This window comes from Streptomyces synnematoformans (assembly GCF_039531005.1).
Classification (GTDB): domain Bacteria; phylum Actinomycetota; class Actinomycetes; order Streptomycetales; family Streptomycetaceae; genus Streptomyces; species Streptomyces synnematoformans.
Genome location: NZ_BAAAPF010000098.1, coordinates 1 through 21795 on the forward strand (window position 1 = coordinate 1; position 21795 = coordinate 21795).

Below are 21795 nucleotides of genomic sequence, written 5' to 3' on the forward strand. Positions count from 1 at the left end.
CGGGCGGCCCTCCGCGGCGCCGTCCTCGCCGGCCCGTACCGGCGCCCCCGCGCCCCCGTCCAACGCGGCCCGCTCCCGCCGCTCTCGCCGGGGCGCCGGGGTTGCCGCCGCCCTCGCCGCCGCCGTTGCGCAGGTCTGGGTCCTCGTCGGCGTGCCCTCCGAGGCCGCTCTCGCCTGCAACGGCGACATCGCGCTCTGCGACCGCCCGTACGAGCGGGTCGTGCAGGTCGGCTCGCACAACGCCATGGCCACCGTGCCCGACGGCTTCCTCGGCGCCCATCACGACGTCTCCCTCACCGGCCAACTCGACCGCGGCGCCCGCGCGCTCCTCCTCGACACCCACTACTGGGAGACCGCCGAGCGGCTCGTCCCGCCCGCCGGCACCGGCGGGCTCGACGCCGCCGCCCGCGCCACCCTCGTACGGGCGGTGGACTCCGTCGTCCGGCCGCGCCCCGGCACGTGGCTATGCCACGGCCCGTGCCGGATGGGCGCCACCCCGCTGACCGAGCAGCTGCGCAAGCTGCGCGGCTGGCTGGCGGAGCACCCGCGGGACGTGGTGACCCTGATCCTGCAGGACGCCGTCACCCCCGCCGACACCGCCCGCGCCTTCCGCGCCGCCGGCCTCGGCCCGTACCTGTACCGGCCCGACCCCGACCCCGCCGCCCCCTGGCCCACGCTCGGCGAGATGGTCGGCTCCGGGCGCCGGCTCGTGGTCTTCGCCGAGGAGGCCGACGGGCCCGCGCCCTGGTACCGCAACTTCTACGACTACGCCGTCGAGACCCCGTACCACGCCGCCGGCGCCGCCGACTTCAGCTGCGCGCCCCACCGCGGCGGCAGCGACCCCCGCAAGCGGCTCTTCCTCCTCAACCACTTCGTCACCCGCGGTACGGGCGCCCCCCGCACCGAGGCCGCCGCCGTCAACGACGCCGACGCCATCGTCGAGCGGGCCCGGACCTGCGCGCTGCTGCGCGGCCGGCTGCCGACGATCGTGGCCGTGAACCACCTGACCCTCGGCGACGCGGTCGGCGCGGTACGCCGCCTCAATCACACCGGCACCGGGGCACCCTGACCGGCACCCCCTGACCGGAACGCCGCGGCGGCACCGGCGAACTTCCGTTCCCCCGTACAACCTTCGTCGCCCGCCACGGGTCCTTTCTACGCCCGCGCGGACGCAGTCGTCCGCCACGGACCAGGGAGGCACCAGGTGACCACTCAGCCCCGCCGCCGCGCCCTCGTGGCGCTCGCCACGTCCGCCGCCCTCGTCGGCGGCGTCCTGACCGCGACGGCCGCGGTACCCGCCGCGGCCGCGCCCAGCGGGCTCAGGGGCGACTTCGACGGCGACGGCTACCGCGACCTGGCGGTCGGCAACCCGGCGGCCACCGTGTCCGGCAGGCTCGACGCCGGGGCCGTGGTGGTGCTCTACGGCTCGGCCACCGGCCCGGACCGTACGCGGCGCGCGGTGCTCCACCAGGCCACGGCAGGCGTTCCGGGCGTGCCGGAGGACGGCGACCGGTTCGGCCACAGCATGGTCTTCGACGACTTCGACGGCGACGGCTACTCCGACCTGCTCGTCGGCGCCCCGCGCGAGAACATCGGCGGGGACGTCGACCGCGGCACCCTGACCATGCTCTGGGGCGGCCCCGACGGGCTGAGCGGCGCCGCCTTCGTGCGGGTGGCGAACCTCCCGGACACCGGCTGCGCCCTCGCCGAGGGGCTGTACGCGGGCGACCCGGACGGCGACGGCGCGCCCGACGTGAGCGTGGCCGGCCGCTGCCGGCTGTTCCACCTCCGGGGGCCCTTCACCCGCGACGGCGTCCCGCTGAGCCAGCAGCGGGACCCCCTGTTCGGCACCAACCGCGGCGGCGTCTACGGGAACGTCGACGCGGACCCGGAGGACGAGCGCATCGTGTTCTCCGGTCTGGTCAGCGACAACCCCGGCGGCAGGATCTACGTCGACGACTGGACCGGCGACGGCTTCGCCCACACCCGTCTCACCGACGCCGGCGGCCTCACCGGCGAGATCGGGGATGTCGACGGCGACGGCTACGGCGACCTGGTGACGGGATTCCCGCAGGAGGCCCGGGAGGGCTATCCGTGGCCCGCCGGGGGCTCGGTCGACGTCTGGTTCGGCGGCCCGGACGGGATCGATCCCGCGCAGCGGCCGCAGCGCGTCCACCAGAACACCGCGGGCGTCCCGGGCGTCGGCGAGATCGGGGACGGCTTCGGCGGGTCGGTCACCGTCGCGGACATGGACGACGACGGCCACGCCGACGTGGCCGTCGGGGTGGCCGGTGAGGACTTCGGCGGCGTGTACGGCGCCGGGACCGTGACGCTGCTGCGGGGATCGGCGGACGGGCTGACCGCCACCGGCGCCCGGCTGCTCCACCAGAACACCGCCGGGGTGCCGGGGACACCGGAGAAGTACGACGGGTTCGGCGGCGAGGTCGTGCTGAACGACCGCAACCGCGACGGCCGGTACGACCTGACCGTGGGCGTTCCGGGGGAGAACGTCAGCGGCATGGTCTGGCACGCGCCGGGCGACCTCGGCGGCATCACGACGACCGGCTCGGTGAACATCACCGCCTCGGGCGCGGGGGTCGGCGGTGACGCCTCGGGCTTCGGCGGGGTGATCGCCCGGTAGCCCGGCTCCCGGCGGCCTCGGGCCGGGCGGCAGCGCGGCGGCGCGGGCTCGCGCCGCCCCCGGCCCCGCGGCTACGTGCCCGGGGGCGGCCGGTGGCGTTCCCCCGGCCAGTCCAGGGCCAGGCGGCGGGCGCGGGGGAGCTTCGCGACCACGAGGTCGTACGAGTCCTCGATCATCTCCAGCACCAGGCGCTCGGGCACGGCGCCGTCGAGACGGACCGTGTTCCAGTGCCGCTTGTTCAGGTGGTAGCCGCCGACTATCTCCGGGTACGTCGCGCGCAGCTGCACCGCCAGCTCCGGATCGCACTTCAGGCTCACCGACAGCGGCTCGGCGTCCAACCGGCTCAGCGCGAACACCTTGCCGCCGACCTTGAAGACGGACGTCTCCGGGCCGAAGGGCCGCTCCTCCACGGCCCCGTTCGGCTCCAGACAGGCGGCGTGCAGCTCCTCGGGTCTCATGCAGCCCAGTATGGAAGCCGCCACTGACACCGCACCCCGAGCGGCCCGGGACCCCGCGCCCCCGCCCCGCTACAGCCCCGCCGAGGCCGCCGCCGCGGCCAGCACCTCGCGCAGCATCGCCGGCGTCAGCCGCCCGGTGAAGGTGTTCTGCTGGCTGACGTGGTAGCACCCGTACAGCTCCAGCGGCGCGCCGCCGTCCGCCCGCCGCAGCGTCGTGTGCGCCCCGTGCCCGAACACCGGCCGCGGGCGCGGCACCTCCCAGCCCGCCGCGGCCAGCGCGGGCAGCGCCGCCTGCCAGCCGAACGCGCCGAGCACCACCGCCGCGCGCAGCGTCGGCCGCAGCAGCTCGGCCTCGCGGACGAGCCAGGGCCGGCAGGTGTCGCGCTCGGTGGGCGTCGGCTTGTTCTCGGGCGGGGCGCAGTGGACGGGGGCGGTGATGCGGACGCCGCGCAGGGTCAGGCCGTCGCCGCGGTGGGTGGCGGTGGGCCGGCTGGCGAGGCCGGTGGCGTGCAGGGCGGCGTAGAGGACGTCGCCGGAGCGGTCGCCGGTGAACATGCGCCCGGTGCGGTTGGCGCCGTGGGCGGCGGGGGCGAGGCCGACGATCAGCATCGCCGCGTCGGCCGGGCCGAAGCCGGGCACGGGGCGGCCCCAGTAGTCCCAGTCGGCGTACGACCTGCGCTTGGTCGCGGCGACCTCCTCCCGCCAGGCGACGAGGCGCGGGCAGGCGCGGCACTCGACGAGGTGCCCGTCCAGCTCGGCGACGGTGCGCGTGCGGGGGGCGGTGGCGGCGGGGAACCGGGGGTCGGTGGAGGTCATCGGGGGCTTCCTTCGTGGATACCGCGGCGTTCAGGCCGGGGGAGACGAGACTCGTGAGAAGCAGGGGAGGACGAGCTGTGCCGTCAGGGTGGGCCGGCGTCCACCGCTCTTCTATCCCACGGACGAGCAGGCAGTGGAGCTGTCGTGCACGTTCGGCTGCGTCCGTCTCGTGTACAACAAGGCGTTGGAGGAGCGCACGCGGGCGTGGTACGGGGAGCAGCGCCGGGTCTCCTACGTGCAGTCCTCTGCCGCGCTGACGCAGTGGAAGAAGACCGCGGAGCTGGCCTTCCTGACAGAGGTGTCTTCCGTCCCGCTCCAACAGGCGCTGCGCCATCTTCAGACGGCCTTCGGGAACTTCTTCGCCAAGCGCGCGAGGTACCCGCGCTACAAGAGCCGAAAGAGGTCCCGCGCGTCGGCCGAGTACACGCGCAGCGCTTTCACGTGGCGCGACGGGCGGCTGACGCTGGCCAAGATGGCGGAGCCCTTGGACATCCGCTGGTCGCGCCCGCTGCCCGAGGGGGCGGAGCCGACCACTGCGACCGTGTCCCGCGACGCGGCGGGACGCTGGTTTGTGTCCCTGCTGTGCGAGGACAGCATCGCCCCCGCGCCCGCCACCACAGCGGCCGTCGGCATCGACGCCGGAATCACGTCCCTGGTGACCCTGTCCACCGGGGAAAAGGTCGCCAACCCGAAGCACGAGCGGCGTGACCGCACCCGCCTGGCCCGCGTCCAGCGGGAACTGTCGCGGAAGGCAAAGGGCTCGGCGAACCGGAAGAAGGCCCGGCGTCGCGTCGCCAGGGTTCACGCGCGGATCGCCGACCGGCGCCGCGACTTCCTGCACAAGCTGTCGACTCGTCTCGTCCGTGAGAACCAAACGGTCGTGATCGAGGACCTCACCGTCCGCAACATGCTGAAGAACGGCAAGCTCGCGCGCGCCATCTCGGATGCATCCTGGACGGAACTCCGCTCCATGCTGGAGTACAAGTGCGCCTGGTACGGGCGCGAACTCGTCGTGATCGACCGCTGGCTCCCCAGCTCCAAGCTGTGCGGAGCCTGCGGCACGGTTCGCGGGAAGCTGCCGCTGAACGTCCGCACCTGGACGTGTGACTGCGGCGCCGTGCACGACCGCGACATCAACGCGGCACGCAACATCCTGGCCGCCGGGCTGGCGGTGTCCGCCTGTGGAGACGGCGTAAGACCTCAACGGGAGTCCTCCCGGACGGGGCGGTCGTCGGTGAAGCAGGAACCCCGGCGAGCGATCGCTGGAACCCCCCGCCCGTAGGCGGGGGACGCAGTCAACGGTGCCAGCATGCCCGACGGTGGCGGGTGGTGCCGAACGGGGTCCCCGCATCCCCCCGTGCATTCGAACTGGTATCCCGAAATGACCTTTGACCAGGCGTGTTTGTCGGTCCGTGGCGGTATCATAGAGGGAGTGAACACGGGCCAAGACGAGGCCGAGGAGGTCGCCCATGCCAGTGGCGTACGCCCCGACACCCCTGCCCAAGAAGCCGCTTCCGGCAGGCATGCCGCGTGAGTGGTATGTCGCGCACAACCGCATGCTGAAGGCCATGCGCATCGCCATCGCCCTGCTCGACACCGGGGTCTACACCCCGCAGCGCGCCCGCAACGAGGTGATACGCCACACCGCCGAGCGCATCGGCGTCCACCCGCCCTCGCTCACGACCTGCCGGCTGGTGCGCAGCCTGCTCCCGCTGGTCTGACCGCGTTCCGGGCGCGGGGCCCGGCCGCGGCCGCCCCGCCCCGCGCCCCCGGCCCGGGCACCCACCGCCCACCCCCCGGAAATTCGGCTGCGCCGCGTCCCGTCCTCCGCCCACACTGGACACTCCGACACGGCGCACCCCCTGCGCGCGCCGCACCCCGAGCCGGAACCAGGAGCCCGCCGCGTGCAGGCAGCCGTCACCGTCACCCCCGCCCGGATCCCCGAGCTGCTGCTCGGGCTCGCCACCGTCCGCCCGGTCTTCCTCTGGGGCGCCCCCGGCATCGGCAAGTCCTCGCTGGTACGGAAGTTCGCCGACTCCCTCGGCCTCGACTGCGTCAGCCTCATCGGCACCCAGCTCGCCCCGGAGGACCTCATCGGGGTGCCGCAGATCCGCGCCGGCCGCAGCGTGTTCTGCCCGCCGGAGGCCATCGCCCGCGACGAGGCGTACTGCCTGTTCCTCGACGAGCTGAACGCCGCCACCCCCGACGTGCAGAAGGCGTTCTACTCCCTGATCCTCGACCGCCGCATCGGCGACTACGAGCTGCCCGAGGGCAGCATCGTCATCGGCGCCGGCAACCGCGCCACCGACAACGCGCTCGCCCGCCCCATGGCCTCCGCCCTCGTCAACCGCCTGGCCCACGTCCACCTGGAGGCCTCCGCCACCGACTGGCTCGTCTGGGCCGGCGAGCACGGCATCCACCCCTGGGTCACGGACTACCTGACCGACCGCCCCGACCACCTGTGGTCGAAGCCGCCGAAGACCGAGGAGCCCTTCTCCACCCCGCGTTCGTGGCACATGCTCTCCGACGCGCTGCACTCCTTCGGCCCGGCGCTCGACGACCTCACCCTCAAGACCGTCGCGCACGGCACCCTCACACCCGCGCACGCCGTCTCCTTCTGCGGGTACGTCAAGATCGTCCGGCACCGGTACGGCATCGAGGCCATCCTCAAGGGCGACGCCTCCTGGCCCCGCCGTACCGAGGACCGCGACCTGCTCTACTACCTCGCGGAGGCGTTCCGCGGCCGGCTCGTCAAGGAGCTGCCCGCGAGCAAGGAGCACGCCTCGCCGGCCGTGCGCGACACCGCGTACCGCGCCAAGGCGCTCCTCGTCCAGCTGGCCGAGATCTCGGTGGAGGTGGCGCAGACCGTCATCGCCGAGGACGCGGACGGCCGGCCGGTGCTGCCCGCCTGGTTCCTGGTCGAGGCGGCGCGCGACATGCCGCGCCTGGTGGAGGCCCGCCGGTGAGCCGTACGAACCGCGCGGGCCGGCGCGGCAAGGGCAAGGCGGAGCGCCGCGACGACCCGGCCACCCGCGCCTTCTCCGCCGGCCTCGCCAAGGCCATGCAGAACCCCGCCCTGCGTGCCCTCGACGCGCGGGTCCTCCGCACGGGCGGCACGGGCGGCACGCGCGCCGACGGCAGCCGGGGCGCGGGCGCCGCGGGCGCCGTGTACTCCGCCGACACCGGCGAGAACTCACGTGCCCCCGCCCACGGCCTGGCCCGGGTGGACTCCTACGGCACCGTCCACGCCCACCCCACCCGGCGCGCCGAGCCCGCCGAGTGGACCTGGGCGGTGGCCCACTGCCTGCTGCACCTCGGCTTCGGCCACGCCCCCGCCGCCCGCGGCGAGCGCACCCAGCCCGACCGGTACGAGCAGGCCGCCCGCTGCGCCGTCGTCAACCGCTTCCTCGTCAGCTTCGGCACCGGCCGCCCGCCCGCCGGGCTGCCCGAGCAGTACCCCGGCGGCACCGAGGAGGAACTCGCCGCCCGCTGGCGCCGCGACGGCATCCCCGCGGAGTACGAGCACTGCGGCGCCGCCGGCGGCGAGCCCGACGTGCTGCTGCTGCCGTGGGACGGCTGGCCCGGCACCGCCCCGCCGGACTGGCAGCAGGCCTTCGCGCACGCCCTCACCCGCACGATGTCCGCCGCCATGGAGGTCGCCGGCGGCCGGCGCGACTCGCTCACCGGCGCGCGCGTGCCCCGGCGCCCGTGGGAGCGGGCGCTGGAGTGGTTCGTCTCCTCGTACCCGCTGCTCGGCGGGGTCGCCGCGGGCATGACCGTCGTCGCCGACGCCGAACTGGCCCGCGCGCACGACATCTCCGTGGCCGCCGTCGACGCCGCCGCCGGCGAGATCTACATCAACCCGCTGAAGGACCACACCGACGAGGAGTGGCGCTTCATCCTCGGCCACGAGATGCTGCACGCCGCCCTGCGCCACGGCGAGCGCCGCGGCGCCCGCGACCCGTACCTGTTCAACATCGCCGCCGACTTCGTCGTCAACGGCTGGCTGCTGGAGATGGGCGTCGGCGAGATGCCCCCCGGACTGCTGTACGACCCGCGGCTGGCCGGACTGTCCACGGAGGAGGTCTACGACCGCCTCGCCGCCGACCTCCGGGTGCAGCGCCGCCGGCTCGCCACGCCGCGCGGCCGGGGCCTCGGCGACGTGCTCGGCGAGCCGCTGGTGCCGCGGGACCCGGCGGCCGCGTACACCGACCTCGACGAGTTCTACCGCCGCGGGCTGCAGCGCGGCCTCGACCTGCACGAGCGCGACCCCGACCGCGGGCTGCTGCCGGCCGGTCTGGTCGAGGAGATCCGCGCGCTCGCGCAGCCGCCGCTGCCGTGGGACGCGCGGCTGGCCCGCTGGTTCGACGAGTTCGTGCCCCGCGCCGAGCCCGTGCGCACCTTCGCCCGCCCCGCCCGCCGCCAGGCCGCCACCCCCGACATCCCGCGCGCGGGCCGCTACTTCCCGCCCGAGGAGATCGCCCGTTGCACCTTCGGCGTCGTCCTCGACACCTCCGGCTCCATGAACCGCACGCTCCTCGGTAAGGCGCTGGGCGCCATCGCCTCGTACGCCGAGGCCCGCGACGTGCCCGCCGCGCGCGTCGTCTTCTGCGACGCCCGGCCGTACGACGCGGGCTACCTGCCGGCCACGGAGATCGCTGGCCGGGTCCGCGTCCGGGGCCGCGGCGGCACGGAGCTGCAGCCGGGGGTCGACCTGCTGGAACGGGCCGACGACTTCCCGCGCGCGGCGCCGGTGCTGGTGATCACCGACGGCAGGTGCGACGTGCTGCGGGTGCGCCGGGAGCACGCGTACCTGGTTCCGGCCGGTGCTTCGCTGCCGTTCGTCGCCCGGGGGCCGGTCTTCCGCGTACGGTGACGCCTCGCGGCGGCCGCCCGGGGGCCGACCCTGGGCGGCAGCGGGGTGCCCGGGGTCCTGCCGCGGTGCTTTCCGTCGCCCGCGGCCTCCTCTTCCGCGTACGGTGACCTTCACGTGCGGCAGACGGCGGAAGGCGGCGGACGTGGCGGAGAGCACACGGACCCTGGAGTGGGACGGGGCGACGGGCGACCACTGGGTCGCGTACGAGGAGAAGTACAACGCGGCGGTTTTCCGCTACAGCGAGCGGCTGTTCGCGGGCGCCGACGTGCGCCCGGACGACCGCGTCCTCGACATCGGCTGCGGCTGCGGCCAGACGACCCGGGTGGCCGCGGAGCTCGCCGCCAAGGGCTCCGCGCACGGCGTCGACCTGTCCGCCGCGATGCTCGCGCAGGCGCGCGCCCGGGCGGCCGAGGAGGGCCTGGACAACGTCCGCTTCGAGCAGGCCGACGCCCAGGTCCACGACTTCGCCGCGGGCGCGTACGACCTGGCGATCAGCCGGAACGGCGTGATGTTCTTCGACGACCCGGTGGCGGCCTTCGCCAACGTACGGCGGGCGCTGCGGCCCGCCGGGCGGCTGGCGTTCGTGTGCTGGCGGGCGCCGGAGGAGAGCGAGTACTCGCTGGTGCCGCGCGCCGCCCTCGGCCGGTACGTCACCCTCCCGGGCCCGGGCGGCGCGAACGAGCCCGGCCCGAACTCGCTGGCCGACCCCGACCGCGTACGCGACGTGCTCGGCCGCGCGGGTCTCGTCGACGTGCGGCTGGACCCCGAGGACGAGCTGATGGACCTCGGCGCCGACCTCGACGAGGCGATGGACTTCGTGCTGAACCGCCCGCACGTGCGCGGCCCGCTGTCGGAGGTCGACGCTCCCACGGCGGCGAAGGCGACGGACGAGCTGCGCACGGCCCTGACCCCGTACGTCACCCCGGCGGGGGTGCTGCTGCGCTCCCCGGCGTGGCTGGTCACGGCCCACGCCCCGGCGTAGGCGCAGCCCCGGGACCGCCGTCTGCCGCGATGCGGCCGGCCGGGCAGTCCCCGTCACGCCCACCCCGTCACACCCGCCCCACGTCACGCCCGGCTCCCCGCCGCCGTCAGGACCGCCGCGACCCAGCTCTGCCGGGCCCGGCTCCGCCCTCGCAAGGCAACCGACCCCGGACCCGTGCCCCCGTGCCCCCGTGCCCCCGTGCCCCCCTTGCCCCCGCCGCCCCCGGCGCCTGGTCCCCGCGCTCCGGGCCGTCAGGCCCGTAACGTGCGGCGGGCGACCAGGGCCGCGCTCAGACGGCGGGCGTCCGCCGGGATCGTCGGGGTCAGGCCGGTGAGCCGGGCGATGCGGCGGATGCGGTAGTCCACGGTGTTGGGGTGCACGTGCAGCGCCGCCGCCGCGCCGCGCCGGTCGAGGTCGCGGGCCAGGTACGTCTCCAGCGTGTGCAGCAGCTCCGGCCGGCCGTCCAGCGGCTGCAGCAGCCCGGCGAGCCCGGCCAGGGCCTCGCTGGGGCGGCTGAGCTGGTAGTCGAGGAGCACGTCGGCCAGCCGGTACAGGCCGGGCGGCCGGTCCGTACGGCGCACCAGCTCCACGATGTCCGCGGTCTGCGCCACCGCCGCCGGCAGCCCGTCCGGCGCGGCGCTGGCCGCCGCGGCGGTCACCGCCGCGCCGACGGCCCGCTCCGTACGGCCGATCAGCCCGCACAGCGCCGCCCACGCCGGCTCCTCCGGCACCGGCAGCAGCGCGGTGCCGCCGGCGGCGTCGAGCGCGGTGAGCGCCGGCTCGCCGGCGAAGCCGTTCAGCGCCGTCTGCAGCCGGCGGATCTTGCGCCGGGCGGCGATCCGGGCCCGGGACCCGGGGGAGTGCTCGTCGGGGTGCGGGGCGACGTGCAGCGTCAGCGCGACGTACCGGGGCGCGGGCCGCAGCCCGGTGCGGCGGGCGATCTGCTCCAGCGGCTCGCCGGCGAGCAGCGCGGCCAGCAGCGCGTGCCGCGGCGCGTGCTCCTGGACGTCGAGCAGCTGCCGGGCCTCCAGGTACGCGGCGCTGACCGCCGAGACCAGCTGCCGCTGCAGCACGAAGAGATGCGTCAGCACCTCCTGCACGTCCGCGAGGTCCGTGGGCCGCGCCCCGGCGGAGATCTCCTCCCAGCCCATGGCCGTGCCGATCTGGTACGCGCTGAGGATGGCGTCCAGCGGCACCCCCTCCTCGGCGCGCTGGGCGGCCGACTCCCGCTGCCGTACCAGCTCCTCGTCGCGCGCCGGGCCGCGGCGCTGCAGCACGTCGGCGAAGAGGCGCAGGCTGCGCTGCACGATGTCGGCGATGTCGCCCGCGACCTCCTCGGGGGGCAGGGCGGCGTACACGGGCAGCTCGGCCCGCAGCCGGTCGACGACCCGGCGGGTGAGCGCGGGCACCCGGGCCCGCAGCCGCGCGTCGACCCGGCTGCCGCCGATACACAGCGGTGTGTTGTCACGCGTCACAACGGCTCCCGGAGAACTCTGCGTTACTGACCAGTTAAGCGCAGCCCCGCCCGTCGGCATCATGTGCACGACACAACTTCCGACCACCCCACCGCCGGGAGCCGCTGATGAACGTCGCGCCGAAACTCCTCAAGGGCATGCTGCGCGCCGCCGCCGCGGCCGGACTCGTCGTCGGGGCCGCGCCCGCGCCGGGCGCCGCCGCCACCGCCGCGGCCGGCGCCTCGGCAGCGGCCGGCGAGGTCTACGTCGCCCTCGGCGACTCGATGGCCTCCGGCCCGCTCATCCCGCTCCCCACCGGCCCGCTGGCCTGCGGGCGCTCCACCGAGAACTACGCGCACGAGCTGGCCGACCGGCTCGGCGTCGCCGAACTGCGCGACGTGACGTGCAGCGGCGCCAAGACCGACCACATGACGCGGCCGCAGTCGCTCTCGCTGCTCGGCGTGGACATGGGCGAGGCGCCCCCGCAGTTCGACGCCCTCGGCGCCGACACCACCCTCGTCACGCTGACGATCGGCGGCAACGACGCCGGTCTCGTCGGCGTCGCCCAGGACTGCATGCAGCTCGACCCCACCGCCGACCTGTGCAAGGACCGCTTCACGGAGGGCGGCGTCGACACCGTCGCGCAGCGCATCGAGGCCATGGGCCCCAAGCTGGGCGCCGTGCTCGACGGCATCCGCGCCCGCGCCCCGCAGGCCCGCGTCCTGGTCACCGGCTACGGCGACTACATCAAGCCCGGCGGCTGCTGGCCGTACCAGCCGGTGCTCGCCGCCGACGCCGACTGGCTGCAGGGCAGCGTGAACCACATGAACCGCGTCATCGCCGACCGCGCCGCGGCCCACGGCGCCGAGTACGTCGACGTCTTCACCCCGAGCCGCGGCCACGACGCCTGCCAGCCGCCGGGCGACAAGTGGGTAGAGGGCTACGTCCCCACCGCCCCGGCGGCCCCGCTGCACCCGAACGAGCGGGGCGAGGAGGCGTACGCGGGAATCATCCACGAACAACTGCGCGACTGACCCCCGGCCCCTGCCCCCGCCGGCCGGCTCACGCTACCGCCGGTCCGGCGGCACCGGCCGGCTCGGCGCCGCCACCTGCGCCCGGCCGGGTGCGGTGGCCCTGCCGTGCAGGACCAGGGCGCGGAGCAGGCAGGTGAGGGCGGCGGTGGCCGCGAGGGTGCGGACGGTGTTCCAGGCCACCCACCGGTCTTCGAAGGCCGCCCGGACGGCGGCGGGATCGGGCAGGGTCTCGGGGTCGCCGGCGGCGGCCAGGTCGTCGTTGAGCGGCACGTTGACGCCCATGGTGACGGCGAACGCGCCGATGTAGAGCACGAGGGCGGCGGCGATCCACACCAGCACCGGCCGCCGGTCGCGGTGCAGTTGGAGCGCGGCGGCCACGGCGGTCAGCACGAGGGCGCCGAAGAAGCTGGGCGCGAACCAGGCGTTGCGGACGGTGGCGTTGATCCACTGCATGGTGTCGACGAAGGTGCGGTCGTCGACGCGGGCCAGTCCGATCATGACCGAGCAGGCGTAGGCGTAGAAAAAGCCCGCGATCAGCGCCATGGCCGTGGTCGCCAGGGCCAGGGCCCACCCGCGGGCGGCGCGTGCCGTCCGCGGGGCGGGGTGGGGTGCGGGCGGGGTGGCCGGAAGGGGGGTGAGCGTCTGCGGCACGGCGGTCTCCAGGTAGAATCGAACCGCTGGGTACGGTTTTAATCGTACGCAGCGGTTCGGATAAGGGCAAGACCGGAGGTGGTGTCCCGTGACGGCAGACAGGCCCGCCCGCCGCGGCCGGCCGCGCGCGGGCGAGCAGGCGGCCCGGCGGCAGGCCGCGCTGGACGCCGCGCTCACCGAACTGCTGGAACACGGTGTCGGCGGCATGACGATGCAGGCGGTCGCCGCCCGCGCCGGCTCGTCGAAGGAGAGCCTGTACACCTGGTTCGGCAACCGGCAGGGCGTGCTCGCCGCGCTCATCGAGCGGCAGGCCCACGACGTCAACGCCGCCGTCGCCCTGGCCGTCGACCGCCCCGCGGAACCGCCGCGCGCCACGCTCGTGGCCATCGCCCGCAACCTGCTGGCGCTCCTCGTCGGCGACGTCTCCGTGGCGCTGAACCGGGCCGCCATGACCTCGCCGGAGCTGGCCGCGCTCCTGCTGCGCCACGGCCGGCACACCACCGGCCCGCTGATCGCCGGCTACCTCCGCCGGCTCGCCGACGACGGGCACCTGCACCTCGACGACCCGGAGGAGGCGTTCCAGCTCTTCTACGGCCTCGTCGTACGCGATCTGCAGATCCGCGTGCTGCTCGGCGAGGACCCGCCCGGCGAGGACACCGTCCGCGCCGCCGCCCACACCGCGGTCGACCGCTTCCTCACCCTCACCGCGAACGGGCGCTGAGCAAGCGGTGGCCGCCCCGCGAACCCGCCACCCCGATCCGGCGTGGCGGCCCTCGTGGGGTTTCCGCCGTGGCGTCAGACACCGGCCTCCGGCCGTCGCCGCGAGCCGCTCGGCGACGCTCTGTGCGCGGGGTCAGTGGACGTGCGAGTTGACCGTCTCGACGGTCGCGGCGTATCGGTTCTCAACCTCGGAGTAGCGCAGCGGCTTGACACGGTCGATGATCACTTCGGTGGCGTCCGGCTGCTCGGCGAGGACCTTCCAGGTGTCGTCGATGTAGTCCTCCAGGGGGTAGAAGCCCTCCGTCTGGGAGCCGCCGGGCATAAGCTCGGTGCGCAGAGCGGGCGCGCACAGCTCGACGACCTTCACGCTCGTGTCGGCCAGCTGCAGGCGGACGGTCTCGCTGAACAGGTGGACGAACGCCTTGGACCCGTTGTAGCTGGGAGTGATCGCCAAGGGCGTGTGCGCCAACCCGGACGACACGGTGACAATCGTCGAATCCGGGCGGGTCTGGAGGTGCTCGGTGAACGCCGCGACGAGCCTCACGGTGCCGAGGACGTTCGTCTCGACGGTGCGCTCGGCGACCTTGAGGAAGTCGTGCTCCGTGACATCCTCACGCACCATGATGCCCGCCATCGCGACGAGCAGATTGAGTTCGGGGTGGGAAGCGAGAACCTGATCGCGCGCGGCCAGGACCGAGTCGGGATCGGTGACATCGATCACGACCGTGGCGAAGCCGTCCTCGGCCGCCAGCCGATCGAGCACGTCCGCGCGGCGACCGCCGATGACGACCGTGTTCCCGGCCTCGTGGAATCGGCGGGCCAGAGCAAGGCCGATGCCCTGCGTCGCGCCGGCGATGAAGACGGTGTTTCCCGTGGTTTTCATGAGGGGTTCCTTTCCGGGGAGGACTCCACCTTCCGCCGGAACCCGCCGGGGCACGAGAGGACCGGTTGTCGTAGCATTCGCGATCCCTCCCTCCGGCTCGACGGAACGCCCACAATGGGGTGTATGGACCGCCAGCAGCTCGCCGACTTCCTCCGTCGCCGCCGTGCGGACCTCCGGCCTGAGGACGTGGGTATCGCCGTCGGCGCACGCCGGAGGGTCACGGGGCTGCGCCGTGGCGAGGTCGCGGATCTGGCGGGGATGTCGCCGGACTACTACACACGGCTTGAGCAGGGCCGCGGCCCGCAGCCGTCCGAGCAGATGCTCGGCGCGCTCGCCAGGGCACTGCGCCTGACCGCCGACGAACGCGACCACCTCTACCGGATCAGCGGGCGCAACGCGCCGGGCCGGCCCCCGCTCGACACGCACGTGGCCCCGCAGCTGCAGAGGGTGCTCGACTGCCTCGACCACACCCCGGCCCTCGTGCTCTCCAGCCTCGCCGAGACCCTCGTCCAGAACCGCCTCGCGGCCACGCTCTTCGGCAACTGCACCCGCTTCACCGGCCTCGCCCGCTCAGGCATCTACCGCTGGTTCACCGACCCCGCGGAGCGCGCTGTCTACCCGGACGCTCACCACCCCCGGCAGAGCCGCGCACACGTCGCCAGCCTCCGCCTCGCCTACGGCCTCGCAGGCACCGACTCACGCGCCGGGCATCTCGTCCGCGCCCTGGGCAAGGAGAGCGACGAGTTCCGTCAGCTCTGGCGGCACCACGAGGTCGCAACCCGCTTCGACGACCACAAGACGCTTCTGCACCCCGAAGTCGGAGCGATGGAACTCGACTGCCAGGCCCTCCTCACCGAGGACCAGTCGCAGACGCTCCTCGTCCTCTCCGCCCCACCACGCTCGGAGGCCGCGGAGAAGCTCGCCCTCCTGCGTGTCCTCGGCCACGAGCAGTTCGCGGCACGATCACCGGAGGTGTGAACGGCCGGCACCGTCGTGGCCATGTCGGGATCCGTGGGGTTGTGGTCAGCCCTGACGCTCACGGCGCCGTCCTCGCCCACGTCGATCCGTCGTTCCGGCGTGAGAACGTCGTGTAGATCATCCAGTCCAGCGCCTGGCCGGAGTGATCCCCACCGCTGGGAGCGGTCGGGGCCGCATGGGAAGCCGGCCCCGACTCCAGCCCTCAGACGTCGAAGTACAGCTCGAACTCGTGCGGGTGCGGGCGGAGCTGCAGCGGGGCGATCTCCTGGGTGCGCTTGAAGTCGATCCAGGTCTCGATCAGGTCGGCGGTGAAGACGCCGCCCTGGAGGAGGAACTCGTGGTCGGACTCCAGGGACTCCAGCACGGCCGGGAGGTTCGTCGGGACCTGGGGGACCGCGGCGTGCTCCTCGGGGGCCAGCTCGTAGAGGTCCTTGTCGACCGGCTCGGCGGGCTCGATCTTGTTCTTGATGCCGTCCAGGCCCGCCAGCAGCATGGCGGAGAAGGCCAGGTACGGGTTGCCGGAGGAGTCCGGGGCGCGGAACTCGATGCGCTTGGCCTTGGGGCTGGCGCCGGTGATCGGGATGCGGATCGCGGCGGAGCGGTTGCGCTGCGAGTAGACCAGGTTGACCGGGGCCTCGAAGCCGGGGACCAGGCGGTGGTAGGAGTTCACCGTCGGGTTGGTGAAGGCCAGCAGCGCCGGGGCGTGGCGGAGGATGCCGCCGATGTAGTAGCGGGCGGTGTCCGACAGGCCCGCGTATCCCTGCTCGTCGTAGAAGAGCGGCTCGCCGCCCGCCCAGAGCGACTGGTGGCAGTGCATGCCAGAGCCGTTGTCGCCGAAGATCGGCTTGGGCATGAAGGTCGCGGTCTTGCCGTTGCGCCAGGCGACGTTCTTCACGATGTACTTGAAGAGCATCAGGTCGTCGGCGGCGGCCAGCAGCGTGTTGAACCTGTAGTTGATCTCCGCCTGGCCGGCGGTGCCCACCTCGTGGTGCTGGCGCTCGACCTGGAGGCCGGACGCCGCCAGTTCGAGGGAGATCTCCGCGCGCAGGTCGGCGAAGTGGTCGACCGGCGGGGCGGGGAAGTAGCCGCCCTTGTAGCGGACCTTGTAGCCGCGGTTGCCGCCGTTCTCGACGGCGCCGGTGTTCCAGGCGCCGGCCTCGGAGTCGATGTGGTAGTAGCCGGCGTTCGCCTTGGTCTCGAAGCGGACGTCGTCGAAGACGTAGAACTCCGCCTCGGGGCCGAAGTAGGCGGTGTCGGCGATGCCGGAGGAGGCCAGGTACGCCTCGGCCTTCTTGGCCACGTTCCGCGGGTCGCGGCTGTACTGCTCGCCGGTGATCGGGTCGTGGATGAAGAAGTTGACGTTGAGCGTCTTGTCCCTGCGGAACGGGTCGACGCGGGCCGTGGAGAGGTCCGGCACGAGCGCCATGTCGGACTCGTGGATGGCCTGGAAGCCGCGGATGGACGAGCCGTCGAACATCAGCTGGCCGCCGGGCTCGAAGACCTCGACGGGCACCGTGAAGTGCTGCATGATGCCCGGCAGATCGCAGAAGCGCACGTCGACGAACTTCACGTCGTTGTCCGCGATGTACTGCTGGACCTCGTCGGCGTTCTGGAACATCCAACTCCTCCTATGTCCCGCCGCGAGGGGACGGGTAAGCCTGCTGAGTCCGCGCGGGTGCGCGTACCGGCGGGTGCCGGCGTGCCGGCTGCTCGCCCGAGCGTAGGCACCCGGGATTTCTCGGGCATGACCCATTTGTTTCGCCGATGTTAACCGCGCACCTCCGCGCGGCCCGGAAACGCGCCGCCGGAGGCTCGCCCGGGCGCCCGGCGGGTGGCCGGAATCGTATGCCGTCCGGGATCGGCCGGCAGGGGGCGAGGCGGGGGATCCGGGGGCGGGCAGTACCGTGGATACGTGGACAACGCGGAGAAGCGGCAAGCAATCGGTTCGTGGCTCTCCGGCCCCCGCTCGGCGGCCGAGGACATGGGCGTCGACTTCGGCTACCGAGGGGAGCGCCTCGGCCTGCCCGAGACGGGGCCCGGCTCCGTCGCGCCGGTCGGCAGGCGGATCGCGGCGCTGGTCATCGACTGGATGCTGTGCCAGCTGATCGCCTACGGCCTGTTCGCCGACGGCGAGAGCCAGTCGGTGGCGCTGTGGACCATGGCCGTCTTCTTCGTGATGACCGTGCTGATGGTCGGCACGGTCGGTCTCACGCCGGGCAAGCGGATCGTGCGTATCCGCGTCGTCTCCGAGCGTGGCCCCCGGCTCGGCTTCCTCGCCACGGTCGTCCGCACCGTCCTGCTCTGCCTGCTGATCCCGGCCGTCGTCTTCGACCGCGACACCCGCGGCCTCCACGACCGCGTGGCACGCGCCGTCGAGGTGCGGATCTAGGGCCCGCCCCGCTTCTGCGTACGGAACGGGCCGCCGGGCGCCGCGCGCTCAGCGCAGCTTGCCGCCGCCCTTCGGCATGCGCATGCCCTTCGGCATCGGGCCCTTCGGGACCGGCATGTTGCTCATCAGGTCGCCCAGCGCCTTCAGCCGGTCGTTGACCTGCGTGACCTGCGGGCCCTGCAGCACCCGCGGCAGCTTCATCAGCGTGGTGCGCACCTTCTTCAGCGGCACCTGGCCCTCGTCGTTGCCCACGACGACGTCGTGCACGGGAACGTCCGCGACGACCCGGTTCATCCGCTTCTTCTCGGCCGCCAGCAGGCCCTTCAGCCGGTTCGGGTTGCCCTCGGCGACCAGCACGATGCCCGCCTTGCCCACGGCCCGGTGCACGACGTCCTGCTGCCGGGTCATCGCCACCGCCGGGGTGACGGTCCAGCCGCGCTTCATGTTGTCCAGCACCGCCGCGGCCGCGCCCGGCTGGCCCTCCATCTGGCCGAACGCCGCCGCCTCCGCGCGCCGCCCGAACACGATCGCCATGCCGAGCAGCGACAGCAGGAAACCGACGATGCCCAGATAGACCGGATGCCCGATGAGGAAGCCGACTCCCAGGGCGGCGCCGAGGACCAGGATGCCCACGCCCGCAACGATCAGACCGACCTTGGGATCGGCCCGCCTGGTCATCTTGTACGTGAGGGCGATCTGCTTCAGACGCCCGGTCTTCTCGGGTGTGGGTTCACTGCTGGCCATGCCGCGAATTCTACGGCCAGCCGGACCCGACGACAGACCGGGCCCGGCACCGGGGCCGACACGGGGCCGGCACCCAGGCCGACGCGGGGCCGGCGGCCGGTGGGAGGCCGGTCCACAGGCCGGCCGGAGACCGTCCGCAGGCCGTACGGGGCCGGGGCGCGGGCGCCGGGGGGTGCCGGCGCCCGCGGCTAGCGGGGCAGTGCGGACGTACCGCCCACCGGGCCCGCCCTCCCCACCGCCGACTCCGACTCCCGCCGGGCGCTGGCCCGGCGGCGGTCCTCCAGCACGGCGTCCCAGGCGTTGCGCCGGGCGGTGCGCTGCTCGCCGCGCAGCAGCAGCCCCTCGATGGTGCGCAGCACCCCGGTGACGGTCGGCCGGGGCGGCGGCCAGGACGGTAACGACGACGGTGACGACGGCACGGCGGCCCCCCTCGGCGGTCGCGGAGTCAGGGATGTCAAAGCTGGTCGGGGTCCATGCTCACCCCACGGTGTTACCAGGGCGTGGCCCGGCGGTCAAAGCGTGGTGAAGCCCACAGCGGCGGCACGCCGGGGCGCGCCCCCGCCGCCGTTACGCCGCGGGCCGGGCGCGCTTCTCCACGGCCTGCCGGTACAGCCGCCCCGCCCGGTACGAGGACCGCACCAGCGGGCCGGACATGACGCCGGCGTAGCCGACCTCCTCCGCCTCCTCCTGCAGCTCCACGAACTCGTGCGGCTTGACCCACCGCTCCACCGGGTGGTGCCTGGGGGAGGGCCGCAGGTACTGCGTGATGGTGATCAGCTCGCAGCCCGCCTCGTACAGGTCCCGCAGCGTCCTGCTGACCTCCTCGCGCTCCTCGCCCAAGCCCAGGATGAGGTTCGACTTCGTCACCAGCCCGGCCTCGCGAGCGCGCGTGATGACCTCCAGGGACCGCTCGTAGCGGAAGCCGGGGCGGATGCGCTTGAAGATCCGCGGGACGGTCTCGACGTTGTGGGCGAGCACCTCGGGGCGGGCGGAGAAGACCTCCGCGAGCTGCTCGGGTACGGCGTTGAAGTCGGGGATCAGCAGCTCGACGCCGGTGCCGGGGGTGGTGGCGTGGATCTGCCGCACCGTCTCCGCGTACAGCCAGGCGCCGCCGTCGTCCAGGTCGTCGCGGGCGACGCCGGTGATCGTGGCGTACCGCAGCTCCATGCGCTGTACGGACTCGGCGACCCGGCGCGGCTCGTCGCGGTCCAGCTCGGCCGGCCGGCCGGTGTCGATCTGGCAGAAGTCACACCGCCGGGTGCACTGCTCGCCGCCGATGAGGAAGGTCGCCTCGCGGTCCTCCCAGCACTCGAAGATGTTGGGACAGCCGGCTTCCTGGCAGACCGTGTGCAGGCCCTCGTCCTTGACCAGCTTCTGCAGTGCGTTGTACTCGGGCCCCATCTTCGCGCGGGTCTTGATCCACTCGGGCTTGCGCTCGATGGGGGTCTGGCTGTTGCGGACTTCCAGGCGGAGCAGCTTGCGACCGTCGGGTGCGACAGCGGACACGTCCGGGCTCCTAGCTTTCGATTCCTCGGCGTTCTCCAGCGTACGCCTCTGAATATGGGAGTCAGACCGCGCGGGGGAGCGGCTCGGCCGTCTCCACGACCTCGCGCAGATGCTTCTCCACGACGGGGAGAACCTCCGACACCGGCACGTCTCTTCCCAGCTCGCCGGAGAGCGACGCCACACCCGCGTCGCGGATGCCGCACGGCACGATCCGGTCGAACCAGGTGTTGTCCGGATTGCAGTTCAGGGAGAAGCCGTGCATGGTCACGCCCTTGGCGACGCGGATGCCGATCGCCGCCAGCTTGCGGTCCTCGCGCCGCTGGCCCGCATTGGAGGGCGCGTAGTCGGGGCCGGCGAGGCGTGCGTCGTACTCCTCGTCCGCCAGCCGCGGGTCGAAGTCCAGCGACAGCCCGCCCAGCTCCGCGCGCTGCTCCACCGGGTCGCCCAGCACCCACACCCCGCTGCGGCCCTCGACCCGGGTGGTCTCCAGGCCGAAGTCGGCGCAGGCGCGGATCAGCGCCTCCTCCAGCCGGCGTACGTGCGCGACGACGTCGACGGGGCGCGGCAGCTTCATGATCGGATAGCCGACCAGCTGCCCGGGGCCGTGCCAGGTGATCTTCCCGCCGCGGTCCACGTCCACCACGGGGGTGCCGTCGAGGGGGCGCTCGTCCTCGGCGGTGCGCCGGCCCGCGGTGTAGACCGGCGGATGCTCCAGCAGCAGACAGGTGTCGGGGATCTCCTCCGCGAAGCGCGCGGCGTGCACGCGCCGTTGCTCCTGCCAAGCCTCCAGGTACTCGACGGCGTCCTCGCCGAAACCCAGGTGAACGAAGCGCAGCTCGCCCACGGTGCCCTCCTCGCGCTGTTCGCGCTCTCTCGCCCTCGGCGCGCGTACGCCGTCCGGCAGGTGCGGCTGACTACATTCCAGCCGACCTCTCCACTCTACGGCGGTATACGTTCCCGCCCTGCGCTCGGGTCTCCTCACACGATCGAATGAAGCTGGGACGAATGCGGCGAGTGGGGCTTGTTTCGCCGCTACATTCGCGCCGTTCCCGGAGGCCCAGGCAGGAGACCCCACAGGTGACGACGGAACGACCTTCACAGCGACCTCCCAACCGCCAGCTCGCCGCCCTCATCTCCGAGGCCGGGTTCTCCAACGCGGGGCTCGCCCGCAGAGTCGATCAGCTAGGCCTCGAACACGGCCTCGACCTGCGGTACGACAAAACGTCGGTGACCCGCTGGCTGCGCGGCCAGCAACCGCGCGGCACGACGCCGGCGCTGATCGCCGAGGTGTTCACCCGGCGCCTCGGCCGCCGGCTGACCGCGCAGGACCTCGGGCTCGACGCGTGCGCACCGGTGTACGCCGGACTGGAGTTCGCCTCGACGCCGGCCGAGGCGATCGACATCGTGAGCGGGTTGTGGCGCAAGGACACCGGCAGTCAGGCGGAGCTGCGGAAGATTGCGTTCACTCCTGCGGGTCTGGTGGTGCCGAGCCGTGACTGGCTGATCGGCAGGCCGGACGACAAGGTGGCGCGGGAGCTGCAGCAGCGGGCCGCGGGGGTGCCGTCGCCGGGACCGCCGGGGGGCGGTCCGGGTCCGGTCGGCGCCGTCGCGGGGCCGCCGGGCGGGGTGCGGGTGCCCGCGCAGGGGCGCGGCCCGGGCGTGG

Annotated in this window: 22 protein-coding genes; 12 read left to right on the plus strand and 10 right to left on the minus strand. The window is 73.8% G+C overall.

Annotated features, from left to right (window positions below):
• A partial coding sequence (locus tag ABD317_RS16490) for a phosphoinositide-specific phospholipase C-related protein (RefSeq protein WP_486389012.1) occupies positions 1-1069 on the plus strand: 1069 nt, incomplete at its 5' end.
• Between the two features lie 135 nt (positions 1070-1204).
• Complete coding sequence (locus ABD317_RS16495; protein ID WP_344290729.1) at positions 1205-2641, plus strand: FG-GAP repeat protein; 1437 nt, start codon at positions 1205-1207, stop codon at positions 2639-2641.
• A 71-nt stretch (positions 2642-2712) separates the two neighbouring features.
• Here the strand turns inward: ABD317_RS16495 and ABD317_RS16500 are convergent, their stop codons facing one another.
• Positions 2713-3099, minus strand: coding sequence for an MmcQ/YjbR family DNA-binding protein (locus ABD317_RS16500; protein ID WP_344290730.1), 387 nt, complete (start codon positions 3097-3099; stop codon positions 2713-2715).
• A 69-nt stretch (positions 3100-3168) separates the two neighbouring features.
• Complete coding sequence (locus ABD317_RS16505) at positions 3169-3915, minus strand: uracil-DNA glycosylase (protein ID WP_344290731.1); 747 nt, start codon at positions 3913-3915, stop codon at positions 3169-3171.
• An 88-nt stretch (positions 3916-4003) separates the two neighbouring features.
• On the opposite strand from ABD317_RS16505, the gene ABD317_RS16510 reads away from it, so the two are divergent.
• The 5 genes from ABD317_RS16510 (at position 4004) to ABD317_RS16530 (ending at position 9773) form a co-directional block, all read left to right on the plus strand.
• The gene (locus ABD317_RS16510; RefSeq protein ID WP_344290732.1) at positions 4004-5197 is read left to right on the plus strand and encodes an RNA-guided endonuclease InsQ/TnpB family protein; all 1194 of its coding nucleotides are present in this window, start codon (positions 4004-4006) and stop codon (positions 5195-5197) included.
• Between the two features lie 187 nt (positions 5198-5384).
• Positions 5385-5636: a hypothetical protein gene (locus tag ABD317_RS16515; RefSeq protein ID WP_234019957.1), complete on the plus strand. Its 252-nt coding sequence runs from the start codon at positions 5385-5387 to the stop codon at positions 5634-5636.
• A gap of 183 nt (positions 5637-5819) precedes the next feature.
• The gene (locus tag ABD317_RS16520; protein ID WP_344290733.1) at positions 5820-6881 is read left to right on the plus strand and encodes an ATP-binding protein; all 1062 of its coding nucleotides are present in this window, start codon (positions 5820-5822) and stop codon (positions 6879-6881) included.
• Positions 6878-8791, plus strand: coding sequence for a vWA domain-containing protein (locus ABD317_RS16525; RefSeq protein ID WP_344290734.1), 1914 nt, complete (start codon positions 6878-6880; stop codon positions 8789-8791). Before ABD317_RS16520 ends, ABD317_RS16525 begins: the two co-directional genes overlap by 4 nt.
• Positions 8792-8933: 142 nt before the next feature.
• Complete coding sequence (locus ABD317_RS16530) at positions 8934-9773, plus strand: class I SAM-dependent methyltransferase (RefSeq protein WP_344290735.1); 840 nt, start codon at positions 8934-8936, stop codon at positions 9771-9773.
• A gap of 251 nt (positions 9774-10024) precedes the next feature.
• On the opposite strand, the gene ABD317_RS16535 is transcribed toward ABD317_RS16530, so the two are convergent.
• Positions 10025-11248 (minus strand): PucR family transcriptional regulator, encoded by a 1224-nt coding sequence (locus ABD317_RS16535; protein ID WP_344290736.1) that lies wholly within the window; start codon positions 11246-11248, stop codon positions 10025-10027.
• Positions 11249-11355: 107 nt separating this feature from the next.
• Here ABD317_RS16535 and ABD317_RS16540 point away from each other — a divergent pair, with 107 nt between their 5' ends.
• A complete protein-coding gene (locus ABD317_RS16540) occupies positions 11356-12261 on the plus strand; it encodes an SGNH/GDSL hydrolase family protein (protein WP_344290737.1) in 906 nt (301 codons plus the stop codon).
• A 33-nt stretch (positions 12262-12294) separates the two neighbouring features.
• On the opposite strand, the gene ABD317_RS16545 is transcribed toward ABD317_RS16540, so the two are convergent.
• The gene (locus ABD317_RS16545; protein WP_344290738.1) at positions 12295-12912 is read right to left on the minus strand and encodes an anthrone oxygenase family protein; all 618 of its coding nucleotides are present in this window, start codon (positions 12910-12912) and stop codon (positions 12295-12297) included.
• A gap of 88 nt (positions 12913-13000) precedes the next feature.
• On the opposite strand from ABD317_RS16545, the gene ABD317_RS16550 reads away from it, so the two are divergent.
• Positions 13001-13633 carry a TetR/AcrR family transcriptional regulator gene (locus ABD317_RS16550; protein ID WP_344290739.1) on the plus strand — a complete coding sequence of 211 codons (633 nt, stop codon included), beginning with the start codon at positions 13001-13003 and terminating at the stop codon, positions 13631-13633.
• 132 nt (positions 13634-13765) lie between these two features.
• Here the strand turns inward: ABD317_RS16550 and ABD317_RS16555 are convergent, their stop codons facing one another.
• A complete protein-coding gene (locus tag ABD317_RS16555; protein ID WP_344290740.1) occupies positions 13766-14515 on the minus strand; it encodes an SDR family oxidoreductase in 750 nt (249 codons plus the stop codon).
• A gap of 123 nt (positions 14516-14638) precedes the next feature.
• Here ABD317_RS16555 and ABD317_RS16560 point away from each other — a divergent pair, with 123 nt between their 5' ends.
• Entirely contained in the window at positions 14639-15493 is an 855-nt protein-coding gene (locus ABD317_RS16560) for a helix-turn-helix transcriptional regulator (protein ID WP_344290741.1), read from the plus strand.
• 202 nt (positions 15494-15695) lie between these two features.
• Here the strand turns inward: ABD317_RS16560 and glnA are convergent, their stop codons facing one another.
• Positions 15696-17111 (minus strand): type I glutamate--ammonia ligase, encoded by a 1416-nt coding sequence (gene glnA / locus ABD317_RS16565; RefSeq protein WP_344290742.1) that lies wholly within the window; start codon positions 17109-17111, stop codon positions 15696-15698.
• A 294-nt stretch (positions 17112-17405) separates the two neighbouring features.
• Here glnA and ABD317_RS16570 point away from each other — a divergent pair, with 294 nt between their 5' ends.
• Complete coding sequence (locus ABD317_RS16570; protein ID WP_344290743.1) at positions 17406-17882, plus strand: RDD family protein; 477 nt, start codon at positions 17406-17408, stop codon at positions 17880-17882.
• Between the two features lie 48 nt (positions 17883-17930).
• Here the strand turns inward: ABD317_RS16570 and ABD317_RS16575 are convergent, their stop codons facing one another.
• From ABD317_RS16575 to lipB, 4 genes are all read right to left on the minus strand, one after another.
• Positions 17931-18626, minus strand: coding sequence for a DUF4191 domain-containing protein (locus tag ABD317_RS16575; protein WP_344290744.1), 696 nt, complete (start codon positions 18624-18626; stop codon positions 17931-17933).
• A gap of 188 nt (positions 18627-18814) precedes the next feature.
• Positions 18815-19045, minus strand: a complete 231-nt coding sequence (locus ABD317_RS16580; protein WP_344290746.1) for a hypothetical protein — start codon at positions 19043-19045, stop codon at positions 18815-18817.
• A 148-nt stretch (positions 19046-19193) separates the two neighbouring features.
• Complete coding sequence (lipA, locus tag ABD317_RS16585) at positions 19194-20132, minus strand: lipoyl synthase (RefSeq protein ID WP_344290747.1); 939 nt, start codon at positions 20130-20132, stop codon at positions 19194-19196.
• 61 nt (positions 20133-20193) lie between these two features.
• Positions 20194-20976: a lipoyl(octanoyl) transferase LipB gene (gene lipB / locus ABD317_RS16590; protein ID WP_344290748.1), complete on the minus strand. Its 783-nt coding sequence runs from the start codon at positions 20974-20976 to the stop codon at positions 20194-20196.
• Positions 20977-21209: 233 nt separating this feature from the next.
• Here lipB and ABD317_RS16595 point away from each other — a divergent pair.
• Positions 21210-21795 (plus strand): NsdA family TPR-like regulatory protein (locus tag ABD317_RS16595; protein ID WP_486389013.1); only part of this gene is annotated, 586 nt, incomplete at its 3' end.